This window comes from Rhizobium sp. GW821-FHT14E12 (genome assembly GCF_058803745.1).
Genome location: NZ_JBXAPH010000011.1, coordinates 39,796 through 54,172 on the forward strand (window position 1 = coordinate 39,796; position 14,377 = coordinate 54,172).

Consider the following 14,377-nt stretch of genomic DNA (forward strand, 5'->3'; position numbering starts at 1 on the left):
TTCGTATTCCGTTACCGCCGGTTTTGCCCGCCTCTATTGCCTGAGCGCAAAGCCGAAAGCCATCAGCGTCCAGCCCTGGAACGTCAGATCAACCGCCAGGAAAAGGCCGAGAACCCAGAGGCTGTTGACCGGCCAGCCGAGCGCAATCGCAATGCCGGCGAGTGCGGTGACCACGCCGCCGATGACGATCCAGACCCAGCCCCGCTCCGGCTTCAGCTTGCGCCCGACCCAGACGCGAAATGTACCGGCGATCAGCAATGCGATGGCAAGGAAGAGCGTCAGCGCTTCCGAGGCGAGCAAGGGATTGGCGAAGGCAAGAATGCCGGCAAGCGTATAGAGCAGGCCACTCAATATCCAGAACAGGATATGCTCCCATCCCCGCACCTGAAAGGCATGCGCCAGATGGATGATGCCGCCGATCAGCATCAGCATGCCGACATAGTAGACCGACGCGACGGTGGCGACGAAAAGATTGCCGAAGGCGATGGCGCCGCAAACGAGCAGAAACACACCGAGCGCGACGAACCATCCCCATTTTTCGCGCATTGCAGACGGGGGAACCTCATCCAGAACATTGACCATGACTGCACCTCCTCCTGTCAAAGAGTATGGCACAGAAATGCAACTCGAAAAGGGGGGCAGGATTTTCAGCCCCATATCCAGCTGCCAAGTGATTTTTTTATTGATTGATCAGTCAATCAAAAATACACTGCTCCGAACTCAGGGGTAGCTGATGCCGAAAGTCGGAATGGAACCGGTGCGCCGCAAGGCGCTTGTGGACGCGGCGATGCGCGTGATCGGCGATCACGGCTCGCTGACCGTCACCATGTCCGAAATCGCCAAGCAGGCCGGCGTTTCTCCCGCTCTTGCCCATCACTACTTCGGCAGCAAGGAACAGTTGCTGATCGAGACCGTCCGTCATCACCTACAGCGGCTGCGCGACAGCACGGTGACGGCGATGAGGGCCGCAAAGACACCGCGGGAAAAACTCTCCGCCGTCATCCATGTCAGCTTCCACGCCGATCAATTCGCGCCGGAGACGATTGCCGCCTGGCTCGCCTTCTACGCCGAGGCGCAGCGCTCCGAAGAGACCCGCCGCTTCCTCGTTATCTATGCCCGGCGGCTGCGCTCCAACCTGCTCGCCAACCTCAAAGCACTGTGCCCGCCCGACGATGCCGAACGCATGGCCGAGGGTGCCGCTGCCATGATCGACGGGCTCTATATCCGCCAGAGCCTGCGGTCGGCACCGATCAGCATCGAAGGATCGATCGCGCTCACCGAAGACTATCTGACGATGCATCTGAACGCGCTGGGAGGCCGATAGAATGCTGACCGTATGGGGCCGGAAATCGTCATCCAACGTACAGGCGCTGATGTGGTGCATCGGCGAGCTTGGCCTTGACTACAAGCGCATCGATGCCGGCTTCACCTACGGGGTCGTCGACACGCCGGAATTCCTGGCGATGAACCCGAACGGCACCGTGCCGGTCTTGCGCGACGGCGACGGCGAGCCGCTGTGGGAAACAGGCGCTATCCTGCGCTATATCGCCGAGCAATATGCGGATGAGGACTTCTGGCCGAAGGAGCCTGCGCACCGTGCCCAAATCGATAAATGGACCGAATGGGCGAAGCTCAATGTGGCGCTGAATTTCACCGCCCCGGTGTTCTGGCGTGTGGTCCGGACCGCACCCGCCTTGCGTGATGATCCTGCCATCAGTGCCGCCCTTGCCGCTCTCGGCAAAAAGTTCGACATCGCCGAGACGCAACTTGAACAGCATCCTTTCCTTGCAGGTGAGAAGCTGACGCTGGCCGACATCCAGTTCGGCCATGTGCTCTATCGCTATTTCGACATCGACATCCCGCGCCCTCCCCGTCCTCGGCTGGAGCGCTACTACCGAAACCTGACCGAACGACCTGCGTTCCAAGAGCATGTCATGGTGTCTTACGAAGAATTGAGGGTCCTATGATGCGTGCGCAACCGAAAGCTTCCCATTTCATCGACGGCGAATATATCGAGGATACCGACGGCACCGTCATCGAAAGCATCTATCCGGCAACCGGCGAAGTGATCGCCCGGCTGCATGCGGCTACCCCCGCCATCGTCGAACAGGCAATCGCCGCTGCCAAGCGGGCGCAGCCGGAATGGGCGGCGATGAGCCCGACAGCCCGCGGCCGCATCCTGAAGCGCGCCGCCGACATCATGCGCGAGCGCAACCGCGAGCTTTCGGAGCTTGAAACGCTCGACACCGGCAAGCCGATCCAGGAAACCATCGTCGCCGACCCGACCTCGGGCGCCGACAGTTTCGAGTTCTTCGGCGGCATCGCAGCTGCCGGCCTCAATGGCTCCTACATCCCGCTCGGCGGCGATTTTGCCTATACCAAGCGCGTGCCGCTCGGCGTCTGTGTCGGCATCGGCGCCTGGAACTATCCGCAGCAGATCGCCTGCTGGAAAGGCGCTCCGGCGCTGGTGGCCGGCAATGCCATGGTGTTCAAGCCTTCCGAAAACACGCCGCTCGGCGCGCTGAAGATCGCCGAAATCCTGATCGAGGCCGGTCTGCCGAAGGGGCTCTACAATGTCATCCAGGGCGACCGCGAGACCGGGCCGCTACTGATCAACCATCCCGACGTCGCCAAGGTGTCGCTGACCGGCTCGGTGCCGACGGGCCGCAAGGTCGCCGCCGCCGCCGCCGGAAGCCTGAAGCACGTCACCATGGAACTCGGCGGCAAGTCGCCGCTGATCGTCTTCGACGACGCCGATATCGACAGCGCCATCGGCGGCGCCATGCTTGGCAATTTCTATTCGACCGGTCAGGTCTGCTCGAACGGCACGCGCGTTTTCGTCAATCGCAAGATCAAGTCCGAATTCCTGAAGCGCCTGAAGGCGCGCACGGAAGCCATGCTGATCGGCGATCCCATGGACGAGGCGACGCAAGTCGGCCCGATGGTGTCCTGGGCACAGCGCGAAAAGGTGCTGTCCTACATCGAGAAGGGTAAGGCCGAAGGCGCGACGCTGGTGGCCGGCGGCGGTATTCCGAACAATGTGTCCGGCGAAGGCTATTACGTGCAGCCGACCGTATTCGCCGACGTCACCGACGACATGACCATCGCCCGCGAGGAAATCTTCGGGCCGGTCATGTGCGTGCTCGATTTCGATGACGAGGCGGAGGTGATCGCCCGCGCCAACGACACGGAATTCGGCCTATCCGGCGGCGTCTTCACCGCCGACCTCACTCGCGCCCACCGCGTCGTCGACCAGCTCGAGGCCGGGACGCTGTGGATCAACGCATATAATCTCGCACCGGTCGAAATCCCCTTCGGCGGCTCCAAGCAATCCGGCTTTGGCCGCGAGAATTCGTTGGCAGCACTCGAGCATTATTCCGAGCTGAAGACGGTCTATGTCGGCATGGGGCCAGTCCAGGCGCCTTATTGATACACCTCCCCCTTGAGGGGGAGATCGCCGCATAGCGGCGGGTGGGGGTGACCAGCCGCAACGCTCATACCAGTGATCACCCCACCCCGGCCTGCGGCCGACCCTCCCCCTCAAGGGAGGGTGCAAAACCACTTCGATCTACGCCCCTATCCATCTGGAACACATCGTCATGCAAGCAGATTTCGTCATTATCGGCTCAGGTTCCGCCGGCTCCGCCATGGCTTCGCGGCTGTCGGAAGACGGCAAGCATACGGTTATCGTGCTGGAATTCGGCGGCAGCGATGTCGGGCCGTTCATCCAGATGCCAGCGGCGCTTGCCTGGCCGATGAGCATGGACCGCTACAATTGGGGTTATCTCTCCGAACCGGAACCGCAGCTCAACAATCGGCGCATCACCGCCCCGCGCGGCAAGGTGATCGGTGGCTCCTCCTCGATCAACGGCATGGTCTATGTCCGTGGCCACGCCGAGGACTTCAATCGCTGGGAAGAGCTTGGCGCCCAGGGTTGGGCCTATGCCGATGTGCTGCCCTACTTCAAGCGGATGGAGCATTCGCATGGCGGCGAAGACGGCTGGCGCGGCACCGACGGGCCGCTGCATGTCCGGCGCGGCGACGCCCGCAATCCGCTGTTCCATGCCTTCATTGAGGCCGGCAAGCAGGCGGGCTTCGAGGCGACGGAAGACTATAATGGCGGCAAGCAGGAAGGCTTCGGCCTGATGGAGCAGACGACCTGGATGGGCCGGCGCTGGTCTGCCGCGACCGCCTATCTGAAACCGGCGCTGAAGCGGCCAAATGTCGAGCTGATCCGCTGCTTCGCCCGCAGGGTGGTGATCGAGAACGGCCGCGCCACCGGTGTCGAGATCGAGCGCGGCGGCAAGATCGAGATCGTCAAGGCGAACCGCGAGGTGATCGTCTCGGCCTCCTCCTTCAACTCGCCAAAACTGCTGATGCTCTCCGGCATCGGTCCCGGGCAGCATCTGCAGGAGATGGGCATCGAGGCGAAGCTGGACCGGCCGGGCGTCGGCGCCAATCTGCAGGACCATATGGAATTCTATTTCCAGCAGACCAGCCTGAAGCCGGTCTCGCTCTATTCCTGGCTGCCCTGGTACATGCAGGGCATCGTCGGGGCGCAGTGGATGTTCTTCAAATCCGGCCTCGGGACCTCCAACCAGTTCGAAGCCTGCGCCTTCCTGCGCTCGGCGCCCGGCGTCAAGCAGCCGGATATCCAGTACCATTTCCTCCCCGTCGCCATCAGCTATGACGGCAAGGCAGCGGCGAAGAGCCACGGCTTCCAGGCGCATGTCGGCTATAACCTGTCGAAGTCGCGCGGCGCGGTGACCCTGCGCTCCTCCGACCCGAAGGCCGACCCGGTCATCCGCTTCAACTATATGAGCCATCCGGAAGACTGGGAAAAATTCCGCCACTGCGTCCGCCTCACCCGCGAGATCTTCGGGCAGAAGGCTTTCGATGAGTATCGCGGCCCGGAGATCCAGCCCGGCCCCGACGTCCAGACCGACGATCAGATCGACGCCTTCCTGCGCGAACATCTGGAAAGCGCCTATCACCCTTGCGGCACCTGCAAGATGGGCGCAAAGGACGATCCGATGGCCGTGGTCGATCCCGACACCCGCGTCATCGGCGTAGAGGGCCTGCGGGTTGCCGACAGCTCGATCTTCCCCAGCCTCACCTACGGCAACCTCAACGGCCCCTCGATCATGACGGGCGAAAAGGCCGCCGATCATATTCTCGGCAAGCCGAGGCTGGCGCGATCGAACCAGGAACCGTGGATCAATCCGCGCTGGGAAGTGAGCGATCGGTAGGTTTGGCGAACCTCAGTGATAGTCGTCTTCGCGCTGATGTCGGATCGCCAGTATCGTCACTGTGTCGCTGTCTTCGATTTCGAACAGAGCGAGATAGCCGGCAGAGCCGAAGGGGATGACCAGTTCGCGGAGGAATGAATTGTCCGAAGACGCTTTGCGGCAGCTGAATGGAAAGGTCTCGAGAAATTCGGTTGCCTTTACAATCGCCTGATAGGCTCTTTCCGCCAGATCAATGTCTCTCAGGAGAAGGTAGTCGTAAAGCCGATCGAGATCTTTGACTGCTCCCGGCGAATAGCGGACGGCAAACTTCATTTCTGTTTGGAGGCTTTTGCGGCCGCAAGCTTGCTTTTCAGCTTTCCGAGCACCTCATCAGCACCGTAATAGACGCCCGTATGCTTGGCTTCCTCTCGTGCGGCCATGCCCCGCGCGATGAATTCCGCCTGCGTCCGCCGATAGTCGATCTGGGCTCTTAGCGAATTCTCCAGGAAAGCGGACAGGGTCTCGCCCTCCTTCAGCACGCTCTCGGCAGCAGCGCGCAGCTCCGGGTCGACTCTAAGCGACGGAATGGAAGCGGATTTCATGGACAACCTCTTGCATTGCAATTGCGATGCATTCTAGGAGGCTGTCAGAATGTGTCAAGACTCAGATAAGCCTTGGCCATAAAGTGAAGTCTTGTAAGAGAGTGTGAATATCCTGCCCCGTCGTTTTTAAGCAGACTGTTCAGAATTGAGTCCTAAACGGACATATCGCTCAGCCCGCCGGTTTAAAATCCCATGCCCCCGATCTATCGCAAATCCAAGCTCCTCCGCCGCTCCCGCGTTTTCTGGGGCTCGATCCATCTATGGCGGCCGCGATTGGTGTTCTGGACGGGAGCGCTCGCGATCGGGGTAATCAGCGTCGGCTTTGCCAAGCTGGCCGATCTGGCGCAGCGCGCCTTTGCCGGAGTAACGAGCTCGGGGGAATGGAGCTGGTTGTTGCCGCTTGTGCTGACGCCGCTTGGCTTCGTGCTCTCCGCCTATCTCGCCACGACGCTGTTTCCCAATGCGCAAGGCAGCGGCATTCCGCAGGCGATCGCCGCGCGGCACCTGCATCATGATGAGGACCGCACCAAGCTGCTGTCGCTTCGTCTTGCCTTCGGGAAGATCGTGCTGACCATCCTCGGCCTCTTCTGCGGCGCCTCGATCGGCCGCGAGGGGCCGACGGTGCAGGTGGGCGCGTCCTTCATGCTGGCCGTCGCCCGCTTCAGCGGCATGGCGCAGGCGAAGGGATTGATCCTTGCCGGCTCGGCGGCGGGCATCGCGGCGGCCTTCAACACGCCGCTCGCCGGCGTCGTCTTCGCCATCGAGGAAATGAGCCGCACCTATGAATCGCGTGCCAATGGCTTGGTGCTGACGGCCGTCATCCTCTCCGGCCTCGCGGCGCTTGGCCTCTCCGGCAGCTATAATTATTTCGGTACCGCAAGTGTCGCGCCGACAGCGCTTGTGGATTGGGTTCTCGTGCTGATTTGCGGTATCGGCGGCGGCGCGCTTGGGGCGGCCTTCAGCGGCTTTGCGCTCTATGCCGGCATCCGCATCCGCCGCTGGGCACAGCCGCAGCCCCTCAAGCGCATGCTGATGCTCGCCGGCGGCTGCGGTCTTCTCGTTGCGGCCATCGGCGTCTCTACCGGCGGCAATACCTTCGGGACCGGCTACGAACAGGCGCGCGGCGCGGTGGAAGGGCACGCCCTGCCCCTGCTCTTCTTCCTGGAAAAACTGTTCGCAAGTTTCCTGTCGATGATCTCGGGCATTCCCGGCGGCATCTTCGCGCCGTCGCTGGCGGTTGGCGCCGGTCTCGGCAGCACGGTCGGCACGCTGATTGGCGGCAGCATCGCTCTCGCGGCAATCCTCGGCATGGCGGGCTATTTCGCCGGCGTCGTACAGGCGCCGATGACCGCCTTCGTCATCATATTGGAAATGACCGGCGACCATCAGGCCGTCATCCCGATCATGGCGGTGTCGATGATCGGCTATGTCACCTCGCGCCTGCTATCGCGCGAGCCGCTCTATCACGGCCTGTCACGCGTCTTTATCGCGGCGGCGATCCGGGCGCGGCGGACAATGGAGAAAGAGGCAGGCGAAGAACACGTCGCCCACTGAGAGCTACGCCAAAAGGCGTGTAACTTCCGCTTCATCGGGCAGCGCCACCGCATCGGCGATGGTGGTCGAGAACAGAACCTTGCGGGTGGCGTCGGCAACCCTTGCGAAGACATGGCGGATTTCGCAAGTCTGCTCGCCGTCGCAATCCTCGCAGCGGCGATAGGCCGTGATGGAAAGACAGGGCAATGGCGCGATCGGACCGTCGATGATACGCAGGATCTCGCCGAAGGTGATCTCCTCGGCCGGCTTGCGCAGGAGATAGCCGCCCTGCTTGCCGCGGCGGCTGATGACGATACCCTGATGCTTCAGGTCGAGCAGGATCTGTTCCAGGAATTTCTTCGGGATTTTCTGTTGGGCGGCGATGTCGGAAATCATCATCGGATTGCCCGCTTCGGCCTGAGCCAGAGCAGATAGCGCCCGCAACGCGTATTTTGCTTTTTGAGTGATCATTTCGAACCGCTTACACACACATACGATGCGCTCACCCGATACACCGGCCACATCGCTTCGGAACTCTTAAACCCTTGGCCGGCCCCGCTCCGCTTCAAGCACGCGGATTGCGGAAAGTCTGAAGCGCCAGCAACCCAGCCTTGTTTTCAAGTCTTCTTACTATGCCCATAGTTTAGCGCATAATTTGGCGTTCTGCATCTTTTTGGCCATCACTTCCGATTTCCGTTTGACAAGCCGCGTGTAACTCTACTATTTCTATAGACATTAAAGCAAGCACTTAGATATGACTAGTCTTATCGGCGCCTCCCTGCCGGCCCGCTTCAGAGGGCAAAACGCCTTGGTTAACAGCCGAGGCGGTCGGTTTTTCGCATCGGAGCGGCTTCGTGGAGATATTTGCTCCCTATCCCCTCGCTTTCGAAATCCGTTTTTCTGTCCGCTGTCCTCTCAAACTGCGATACTCGCCGCAATTTCAGGACAGGATTCCCCATGACTGCCATCAATCGTATCGAAGAAGCCGGGACGCTGAACAGCCGGTTGGCGGCGCTTGACCTTGCCGGCCGCCTGTCTCTGGTCGCCGGTCTCGGCGGCCGCACCGTGTTCACGACCTCCCTCGGCATCGAAGATCAGGTCATCACCGCTGAGATCGGCAACCATCGCCTGCCGATCGACGTCGTGACGTTGCAGACCGGCCGCCTCTTCCCCGAGACCCTGGCGCTGATCGACGAAACGGAAAGCCAATACGATATCCATATCAGCCGTTATGAGCCGGAGCAGGCCGACATCGACGCCTATGCGGCGAAGTATGGCCTCAACGGTTTCTACGAGAGCGTCGAAGCCCGGCATGCCTGTTGTGGCGTGCGCAAGCTGAAGCCGCTTGCGCGCGCTCTTAACGGCGCCACGATCTGGGTCACCGGCCTGCGCCGCGGCCAATCGAACAATCGCTCCGACACACCGTTTGCCGAGTACGACCCCGAACGTAATCTGATCAAGGTCAACCCGCTCGCCGACTGGGATATCGATGTGATCCGCACCTATGTCGCCGACAATAGCGTGCCGGTGAACCCGCTGCACCAGCGCGGCTATCCCTCGATCGGCTGCGAACCCTGCACCCGCGCCATCAAGCCGGGCGAGCCCGAGCGGGCCGGCCGCTGGTGGTGGGAAAACGACGAGACGCGCGAATGCGGCCTGCATGTTGCGGAAGAAGCCACAGTCGCCGCGCAATGACATACCCCGCCGGTTCCCGGCATCGGCTCAAGGCGCGGTCCTCGCCGCCGCCAGCCCACCGGGACCCAAAGCATCCTATTCTTTCCGGCCAGCCTTCCGGTCGGGACAAATGATTAAGTTCTGGAGTTGAAAATGCCCGATAGCCGTCCGGATACGGAACTCTCCAATCCGCAAAGCACCAAGCCGCCGCTCGACCCGCATCTGAAGGCGCTGGAAAACGAATCCATCCATATTTTCCGCGAAGTTGCGGCCGAATTCGAGCGTCCGGTGATGCTCTATTCGGTCGGCAAGGATTCCTCCGTGCTGCTGCATCTGGCGCGCAAGGCCTTCTATCCCGGCCGCGTGCCCTTCCCGCTGCTGCATGTGAACACCGGCTGGAAATTCGCCGAGATGATCGCTTTCCGCGACGAGATCGTGAAGAAATACGATCTCGACCTGATCGAGCACATCAATCCGCGCGGCAAGGCGGAGAACGTCACTCCGTTCACCCACGGCTCGGCGCTCTATACCGACATCATGAAGACGGAAGGGTTGCGCCAGGCACTGGACGCCGGCCAGTTCGACGCCGCTTTCGGCGGCGCACGCCGCGACGAGGAAGCCTCGCGTGCCAAGGAGCGCATCTATTCCTTCCGCACGCCGGATCATCGCTGGGATCCGCGCAATCAGCGCCCGGAGCTCTGGAACGTCTATAACGGCCAGATCCGCAAGGGCGAGAGCGTGCGTGTCTTCCCGCTGTCGAACTGGACCGAGGTCGATATCTGGCGCTACATCCAGGCCGAAAACATCCCGATCGTGCCACTCTATTTCGCCGAGAAGCGTCCGGTCGTCGAGCGCGATGGCATGATGATCCTGGCCGCCGATCCACGGCTGGAGCTGCTGCCCGACGAAGTCAAGCGCGAGGAGCTCATCCGTTTCCGCACGCTCGGCTGCTTCCCGCTGACGGGCGCGATCCGCTCCACCGCCACCACCCTTGAAGACGTTATCGCAGAGCTGGAAATCGCCACGGTTTCCGAACGACAGGGCCGCGCCATCGATCGCGACCAGTCCGGCTCCATGGAAAAAAAGAAGCGCGAAGGATATTTCTGAGATGACCGCAGCCGTAACCGCAAACGTCGTCACGTTACCCGCAGCCGAGCCCCTCAAGGCCGTGCGCGATACGCGTCCGCTTCGCCTGATCACTTGCGGCAGCGTCGATGACGGCAAATCCACGCTGATCGGCCGTCTGCTCTGGGATACCAAGGCCGTCAAGGAAGACCAGGCCGCCACGCTGCAGCGCGATTCCACCGGCAAGCAGAACGATCTCGGCCTGCCCGACTTCGCGCTGCTGCTCGATGGCCTGCAGGCCGAGCGCGAACAGGGCATCACCATCGATGTCGCTTATCGCTATTTCTCGACCGACAACCGCTCCTTCATCGTCGCCGACACGCCCGGCCATGAGCAGTACACCCGCAACATGGCGACCGGCGCTTCCACCGCCGATCTCGCCATTCTGCTGATCGACGCACGCCTGGGCATTCTCGAGCAGACGCGCCGCCACGCGACGATCGCCTCGCTGCTCGGCATCAAGCAGTTCGTGCTTGCCGTCAACAAGATCGACTTGACAAATTACGACCGCGCCGGCTTCGAGAAAATCGCGCATGATTTCCGCGAATTCGCGCTATCGCTCGGCGTCAAGCAGATCACCGCCATCCCGATGTCGGCGCTGAAGGGCGAAAACGTCGTCTATTCCGGCCAGGCTGCCATGCCCTGGTACAATGGTCCGACGCTGGTCGAGACGCTGGAGCTTGCCACCGTGCGCTCGGCGCAGTCCGTCGGCTTCCGCCTGTCCGTGCAGCGCGTGTCCCGCCCGGGAGAAAGCTTTCGTGGCTATCAGGGCACGGTTGCCGGCGGCTCGGTGAAGCCGGGCGACAGCGTCATGATCCTGCCGTCGGGCATGGTTGCCAACGTCGCGAAGATCGTCACCTTTGATCTCGTGCGCAATGCAGCCGTTGCCGGCGATGCCATCACGCTCGTGCTCGACCGCCAGGTGGACGTATCGCGCGGCGACATGATCGTCGCCATCGACAGCCAGCCGCAATCCGGCCTTGCCTTCGACGCGCAGATCGTCGCGTTGCAGCCGGAAGGTATCGAGCCCGGCAAGCGCTACTGGCTGAAGAGCGGCAGCCGCCGCCAGCGTGTGCAGGTGCAGCCGATCGCGCAGCTCGAGCTGAAGACCGGCGCCTGGGCACCGGCGCAAGCCCTGTGGATGAACGCCATCGGCAAGGTCCGTCTTTCCTTCGACGAAGCAGCCGTCTTCGACCCTTACGATCAGAACCGTTCGACCGGCTCCTTCATCCTGATCGACCCGGACAGCAACAACACGATCGCCGGCGGCATGATCACCGGCAAGCGCACCGATCTCGGCGGCATCCACAAGGAGGGCCAGCGCGTTCTCCTGTCGCTGCCGGCAGACCTTGCCGACCAGATCATGGCCAGCGAACTCTTCGCCAGCCGCCGCGACGAGACGGAAGTCCGCCGCGTCACCGCCGCGCAAGCCGCCGATATCTGGGCGAACGCGGCCAGCGATATCTGATCCAGATAAGATCGACGACAAAAAGGGGCCTAATGGCCCCTTTTTCATGCGTTTGCGGCACCTGCCAAGACTTCGCAGCTTTTCGCAAAAAGCCGTTCGCTCAGAAAATCGACGAAGACGCGGACCTTCGGCGACAGGTGACGGTTCGACGGCCAGAGCAAATGAAAATGACCGGGGCCGTCGATGTAATCATCGAGCACCGTTTGCAGCTTGCCTTCACTGAGCGGACTGCGCGCGAGGAAATCCGGCATGCATCCGATGCCGAGGCCGCTGATGACGGCGCCGCGCAGAGCCTCCATATTGTTGCAGGACAGAACGGTTTGCATGCGCAATTCCGGCCCACCATCGGACAGGGCCAACGGCCAGTTCTGTAGCTTGCCGCTGTTGGGGAAACGAAACCGGATCGCCAGGTGATCGTCAAGGTCGCGCGGGCAACCCGGGACGCCGTGACGCTCGAGATAGGCAGGGGCTGCACAAAGCAGCATCTGGAATGGCCGCAGGGTCCGCGACATCAGCCGCGAGTCCGGCAAATCCCCGCTGCGGATCGCGACATCGACACCCTCTTCGATCATATCGACAATGCGGTCGTTGAAATCGATGTCGAGTTCGACATCCGGGTAGCGGGCAAGGAATTCGGGCAGCACCGGCAGCAGGAAATGGTAGCTGACGATGGGCACGCTGACGCGCAGCCGTCCGCGTGGTACGGCCACCGCCTGGGCAAGCGACGCCTGGGCGTCGTCGAGATCGTCCAGCACCCGCCGGCAACGCTCGTGAAACAGGCGCCCCTCCTCGGTCAGGCGAATGCTGCGGGTGGAGCGCTGCATCAACCGCACCCCGAGCTGCCGCTCGAGATTGGTCACCGCCTTGCCGACGGCCGAGGCCGAAAGACCGAGCACGCGCCCGGCGGCCGCAAAGCTGCCGAGATCGGCGCTTCGCACAAAGGCATTGAGGCCACTTAGCCGATCCATCTTCATTTCCATTCGATCGTTTTCTTCCGGTATATATGGAATTCTAGCCACATTTTCAGTCAATTGCATCAAAACTATCCTATCTGGGTATTCCAATGCTCCCGCAGATGATGACGACCGCCCTCGAAGACGGTTTGTTCCCCCAAGTCATCCGTAGGGCCTCTTTTGTTCAAATTCAGCGGATATCCCGATGCATCCCAACAAGACAAAGGCCGCAAGCCCGGCCGAAAAACTCTTCGTTCTGATTGCCGTGTGCTGCGCGGCTGCCGCCATGCCCCTCACCTTCACCGGCCCCGCCGTCGCCTTGCCGGCCATCAGCCGGACGCTCGGCGGTAGTCCGATTGCGCTCAACTGGATCACCAATGCCTTCATGTTGACCTTCGGCAGCAGCCTGATGGCCGCCGGCGCGCTTGCCGACGGCTTCGGGCGCAAGCGCATCTTCCTCTTGGGGCTCGGTGGCTTCGCCCTGTTCTCGGCGGGACTGGCCTTCGCCGGTGATATCGTCTGGTTCGATATTCTGAGAGCCTTGCAGGGCATGGGGGCGGCAGCAGCCTTTTCCGGCGGCATGGCGTCTCTCGCACAGGAGTTCGACGGCACAGCGCGCATGCGCGCCTTCAGCATCGTCGGCTCCAGTTTCGGTGTGGGGCTGGCTTTCGGGCCGATCGCCTCCGGTCTGATGATCGAGGCCTTCGGCTGGCCATCAATCTTCATACTTGTCGTCATCCTCGCCGCTCTGGCCTTTGGCCTCGGCGCGCGCTTCCTCACCGAGTCCAGAGACCCGGACGCTGCCAGTCTCGACTGGCCCGGCGCCCTCAGTTTCACGCTCGCTCTGACGCTCTTCACCTACGGTGTCCTTCGCGCGCCGGAAAACGGCTGGGGCGACCCGTTGGTCATTGTCCTGCTGGTGGGCGCGGCATTGCTCTTCCTGGCCTTCGGCATCATCGAACGCGTCGTAAAACGGCCGATGCTGGATCTCACCCTGTTTCGTTATCCGCGCTTCGTCGGCGTACAGCTGCTGGCGGCGGCCCCCGCCTATGCCTTCGTCGTGCTGCTGATCCTCCTGCCCGTCCGCTTCGTCGGCATTGAGGACATGAGCGAGGTCGCCGCCGGCCGCATGATGGTCGCCCTGTCGGCGCCGCTTCTTATCCTGCCGATCGTTGCCGGCCTGCTGACACGATGGTTTACGGCTGCCACCATCTGCGGCGCGGGACTTATTATCTCCGCCATGGGCCTGTTCTGGCTCAGCTATCTCACCACGGGATCGGCACCGACTGCGTTGATTGGTCCGCTGCTGACGATCGGTATCGGGATCAGCCTTCCTTGGGGGCTCATGGACGGATTAGCCGTCAGCGTCGTGCCGAAAGAACGCGCGGGCATGGCGACCGGCATCTTCAGCACCACCCGCGTCGCCGGCGAAGGCGTGGCACTGGCCGTCGTCAGCGCCATCCTTTCCTCTTTCATTCAGTCAAATCTCGGCGCGGCAGCCGGGGACCGTGCATCTTTCGCAGCACAGCGGCTGGTTACGGGCAATCTGCTTGACGCAGCCTCCAGCGTACCTGCAATCGGGCATGCCAGGTTGATCCAAGGCTACAGCGACGCCTTTAGCGAGTTGCTATGGCTCCTGACGGCAATCACGGCTCTCACCGCAATCGTCGTCTTCACCTTTCTCGGTCGTCGCAATACGGCGGAGAGCGCCATGGAAGCCGCGACGCTGGAACCGATGGACAATGCCGAGGCACCAAAGGCATCCAACGCCTGACATCGCTTCCGCATCGAAGG

The 14,377-nt window shown here is 62.0% G+C and carries 14 protein-coding genes; 9 read left to right on the forward strand and 5 right to left on the reverse strand.

Features of this window, described 5'->3' with window-relative positions; all coding sequences use genetic code 11:
- Positions 1-33 precede the first annotated feature (33 nt).
- Positions 34-582, reverse strand: coding sequence for an HdeD family acid-resistance protein (locus tag AC1RO0_RS27785; protein ID WP_498595785.1), 549 nt, complete (start codon positions 580-582; stop codon positions 34-36).
- 151 nt (positions 583-733) lie between these two features.
- On the opposite strand from AC1RO0_RS27785, the gene betI reads away from it, so the two are divergent.
- From betI to betA, 4 genes are all read left to right on the forward strand, one after another.
- A complete protein-coding gene (betI, locus tag AC1RO0_RS27790) occupies positions 734-1,324 on the forward strand; it encodes a transcriptional regulator BetI (protein ID WP_498595786.1) in 591 nt (196 codons plus the stop codon).
- Position 1,325: 1 nt separating this feature from the next.
- A complete protein-coding gene (locus tag AC1RO0_RS27795; RefSeq protein ID WP_498595787.1) occupies positions 1,326-1,967 on the forward strand; it encodes a glutathione S-transferase family protein in 642 nt (213 codons plus the stop codon).
- Positions 1,967-3,430, forward strand: coding sequence for a betaine-aldehyde dehydrogenase (gene betB / locus AC1RO0_RS27800; RefSeq protein WP_498595866.1), 1,464 nt, complete (start codon positions 1,967-1,969; stop codon positions 3,428-3,430). Before AC1RO0_RS27795 ends, betB begins: the two co-directional genes overlap by 1 nt.
- 169 nt (positions 3,431-3,599) lie before the next feature.
- Entirely contained in the window at positions 3,600-5,249 is a 1,650-nt protein-coding gene (gene betA / locus AC1RO0_RS27805) for a choline dehydrogenase (RefSeq protein WP_498595788.1), read from the forward strand.
- A gap of 12 nt (positions 5,250-5,261) precedes the next feature.
- Here betA and AC1RO0_RS27810 read toward each other — a convergent pair whose 3' ends face one another.
- On the reverse strand, positions 5,262-5,561 hold the full coding sequence (locus tag AC1RO0_RS27810; RefSeq protein ID WP_498595789.1) for a type II toxin-antitoxin system RelE/ParE family toxin: 300 nt from the start codon (positions 5,559-5,561) through the stop codon (positions 5,262-5,264).
- Positions 5,558-5,830 carry a YlcI/YnfO family protein gene (locus AC1RO0_RS27815; RefSeq protein ID WP_498595790.1) on the reverse strand — a complete coding sequence of 91 codons (273 nt, stop codon included), beginning with the start codon at positions 5,828-5,830 and terminating at the stop codon, positions 5,558-5,560. Before AC1RO0_RS27815 ends, AC1RO0_RS27810 begins: the two co-directional genes overlap by 4 nt.
- Positions 5,831-6,022: 192 nt before the next feature.
- Between AC1RO0_RS27815 and AC1RO0_RS27820 the strand changes: the two genes are divergently transcribed.
- Entirely contained in the window at positions 6,023-7,384 is a 1,362-nt protein-coding gene (locus AC1RO0_RS27820) for a chloride channel protein (protein WP_498595791.1), read from the forward strand.
- 3 nt (positions 7,385-7,387) lie between these two features.
- Here the strand turns inward: AC1RO0_RS27820 and AC1RO0_RS27825 are convergent, their stop codons facing one another.
- Positions 7,388-7,834 (reverse strand): RrF2 family transcriptional regulator, encoded by a 447-nt coding sequence (locus AC1RO0_RS27825; protein ID WP_498595792.1) that lies wholly within the window; start codon positions 7,832-7,834, stop codon positions 7,388-7,390.
- Between the two features lie 486 nt (positions 7,835-8,320).
- On the opposite strand from AC1RO0_RS27825, the gene AC1RO0_RS27830 reads away from it, so the two are divergent.
- The 3 genes from AC1RO0_RS27830 (at position 8,321) to cysN (ending at position 11,630) form a co-directional block, all read left to right on the forward strand.
- On the forward strand, positions 8,321-9,058 hold the full coding sequence (locus tag AC1RO0_RS27830) for a phosphoadenylyl-sulfate reductase (protein ID WP_498595793.1): 738 nt from the start codon (positions 8,321-8,323) through the stop codon (positions 9,056-9,058).
- 132 nt (positions 9,059-9,190) lie between these two features.
- Positions 9,191-10,144 (forward strand): sulfate adenylyltransferase subunit CysD, encoded by a 954-nt coding sequence (cysD, locus tag AC1RO0_RS27835; RefSeq protein WP_498595794.1) that lies wholly within the window; start codon positions 9,191-9,193, stop codon positions 10,142-10,144.
- Position 10,145: 1 nt separating this feature from the next.
- A complete protein-coding gene (gene cysN, locus AC1RO0_RS27840; protein ID WP_498595795.1) occupies positions 10,146-11,630 on the forward strand; it encodes a sulfate adenylyltransferase subunit CysN in 1,485 nt (494 codons plus the stop codon).
- A gap of 44 nt (positions 11,631-11,674) precedes the next feature.
- Here cysN and AC1RO0_RS27845 read toward each other — a convergent pair whose 3' ends face one another.
- A complete protein-coding gene (locus AC1RO0_RS27845; protein WP_498595796.1) occupies positions 11,675-12,598 on the reverse strand; it encodes a LysR family transcriptional regulator in 924 nt (307 codons plus the stop codon).
- Positions 12,599-12,788: 190 nt separating this feature from the next.
- On the opposite strand from AC1RO0_RS27845, the gene AC1RO0_RS27850 reads away from it, so the two are divergent.
- Positions 12,789-14,357: an MFS transporter gene (locus AC1RO0_RS27850; RefSeq protein WP_498595797.1), complete on the forward strand. Its 1,569-nt coding sequence runs from the start codon at positions 12,789-12,791 to the stop codon at positions 14,355-14,357.
- Positions 14,358-14,377: the final 20 nt, after the last annotated feature.

Bases quoted from the DNA above. Each gene is read 5' to 3' on its own strand.
- AC1RO0_RS27785 (WP_498595785.1), bottom strand. From the start codon at position 582: ATGGTCAATGTTCTGGATGAGGTTCCCCCGTCTGCAATGCGCGAAAAA.
- betI (WP_498595786.1), top strand. From the start codon at position 734: ATGCCGAAAGTCGGAATGGAACCGGTGCGCCGCAAGGCGCTTGTGGAC.
- AC1RO0_RS27795 (WP_498595787.1), top strand. From the start codon at position 1,326: ATGCTGACCGTATGGGGCCGGAAATCGTCATCCAACGTACAGGCGCTG.
- betB (WP_498595866.1), top strand. From the start codon at position 1,967: ATGCGTGCGCAACCGAAAGCTTCCCATTTCATCGACGGCGAATATATC.
- betA (WP_498595788.1), top strand. From the start codon at position 3,600: ATGCAAGCAGATTTCGTCATTATCGGCTCAGGTTCCGCCGGCTCCGCC.
- AC1RO0_RS27810 (WP_498595789.1), bottom strand. From the start codon at position 5,561: ATGAAGTTTGCCGTCCGCTATTCGCCGGGAGCAGTCAAAGATCTCGAT.
- AC1RO0_RS27815 (WP_498595790.1), bottom strand. From the start codon at position 5,830: ATGAAATCCGCTTCCATTCCGTCGCTTAGAGTCGACCCGGAGCTGCGC.
- AC1RO0_RS27820 (WP_498595791.1), top strand. From the start codon at position 6,023: ATGCCCCCGATCTATCGCAAATCCAAGCTCCTCCGCCGCTCCCGCGTT.
- AC1RO0_RS27825 (WP_498595792.1), bottom strand. From the start codon at position 7,834: ATGATCACTCAAAAAGCAAAATACGCGTTGCGGGCGCTATCTGCTCTG.
- AC1RO0_RS27830 (WP_498595793.1), top strand. From the start codon at position 8,321: ATGACTGCCATCAATCGTATCGAAGAAGCCGGGACGCTGAACAGCCGG.
- cysD (WP_498595794.1), top strand. From the start codon at position 9,191: ATGCCCGATAGCCGTCCGGATACGGAACTCTCCAATCCGCAAAGCACC.
- cysN (WP_498595795.1), top strand. From the start codon at position 10,146: ATGACCGCAGCCGTAACCGCAAACGTCGTCACGTTACCCGCAGCCGAG.
- AC1RO0_RS27845 (WP_498595796.1), bottom strand. From the start codon at position 12,598: ATGGATCGGCTAAGTGGCCTCAATGCCTTTGTGCGAAGCGCCGATCTC.
- AC1RO0_RS27850 (WP_498595797.1), top strand. From the start codon at position 12,789: ATGCATCCCAACAAGACAAAGGCCGCAAGCCCGGCCGAAAAACTCTTC.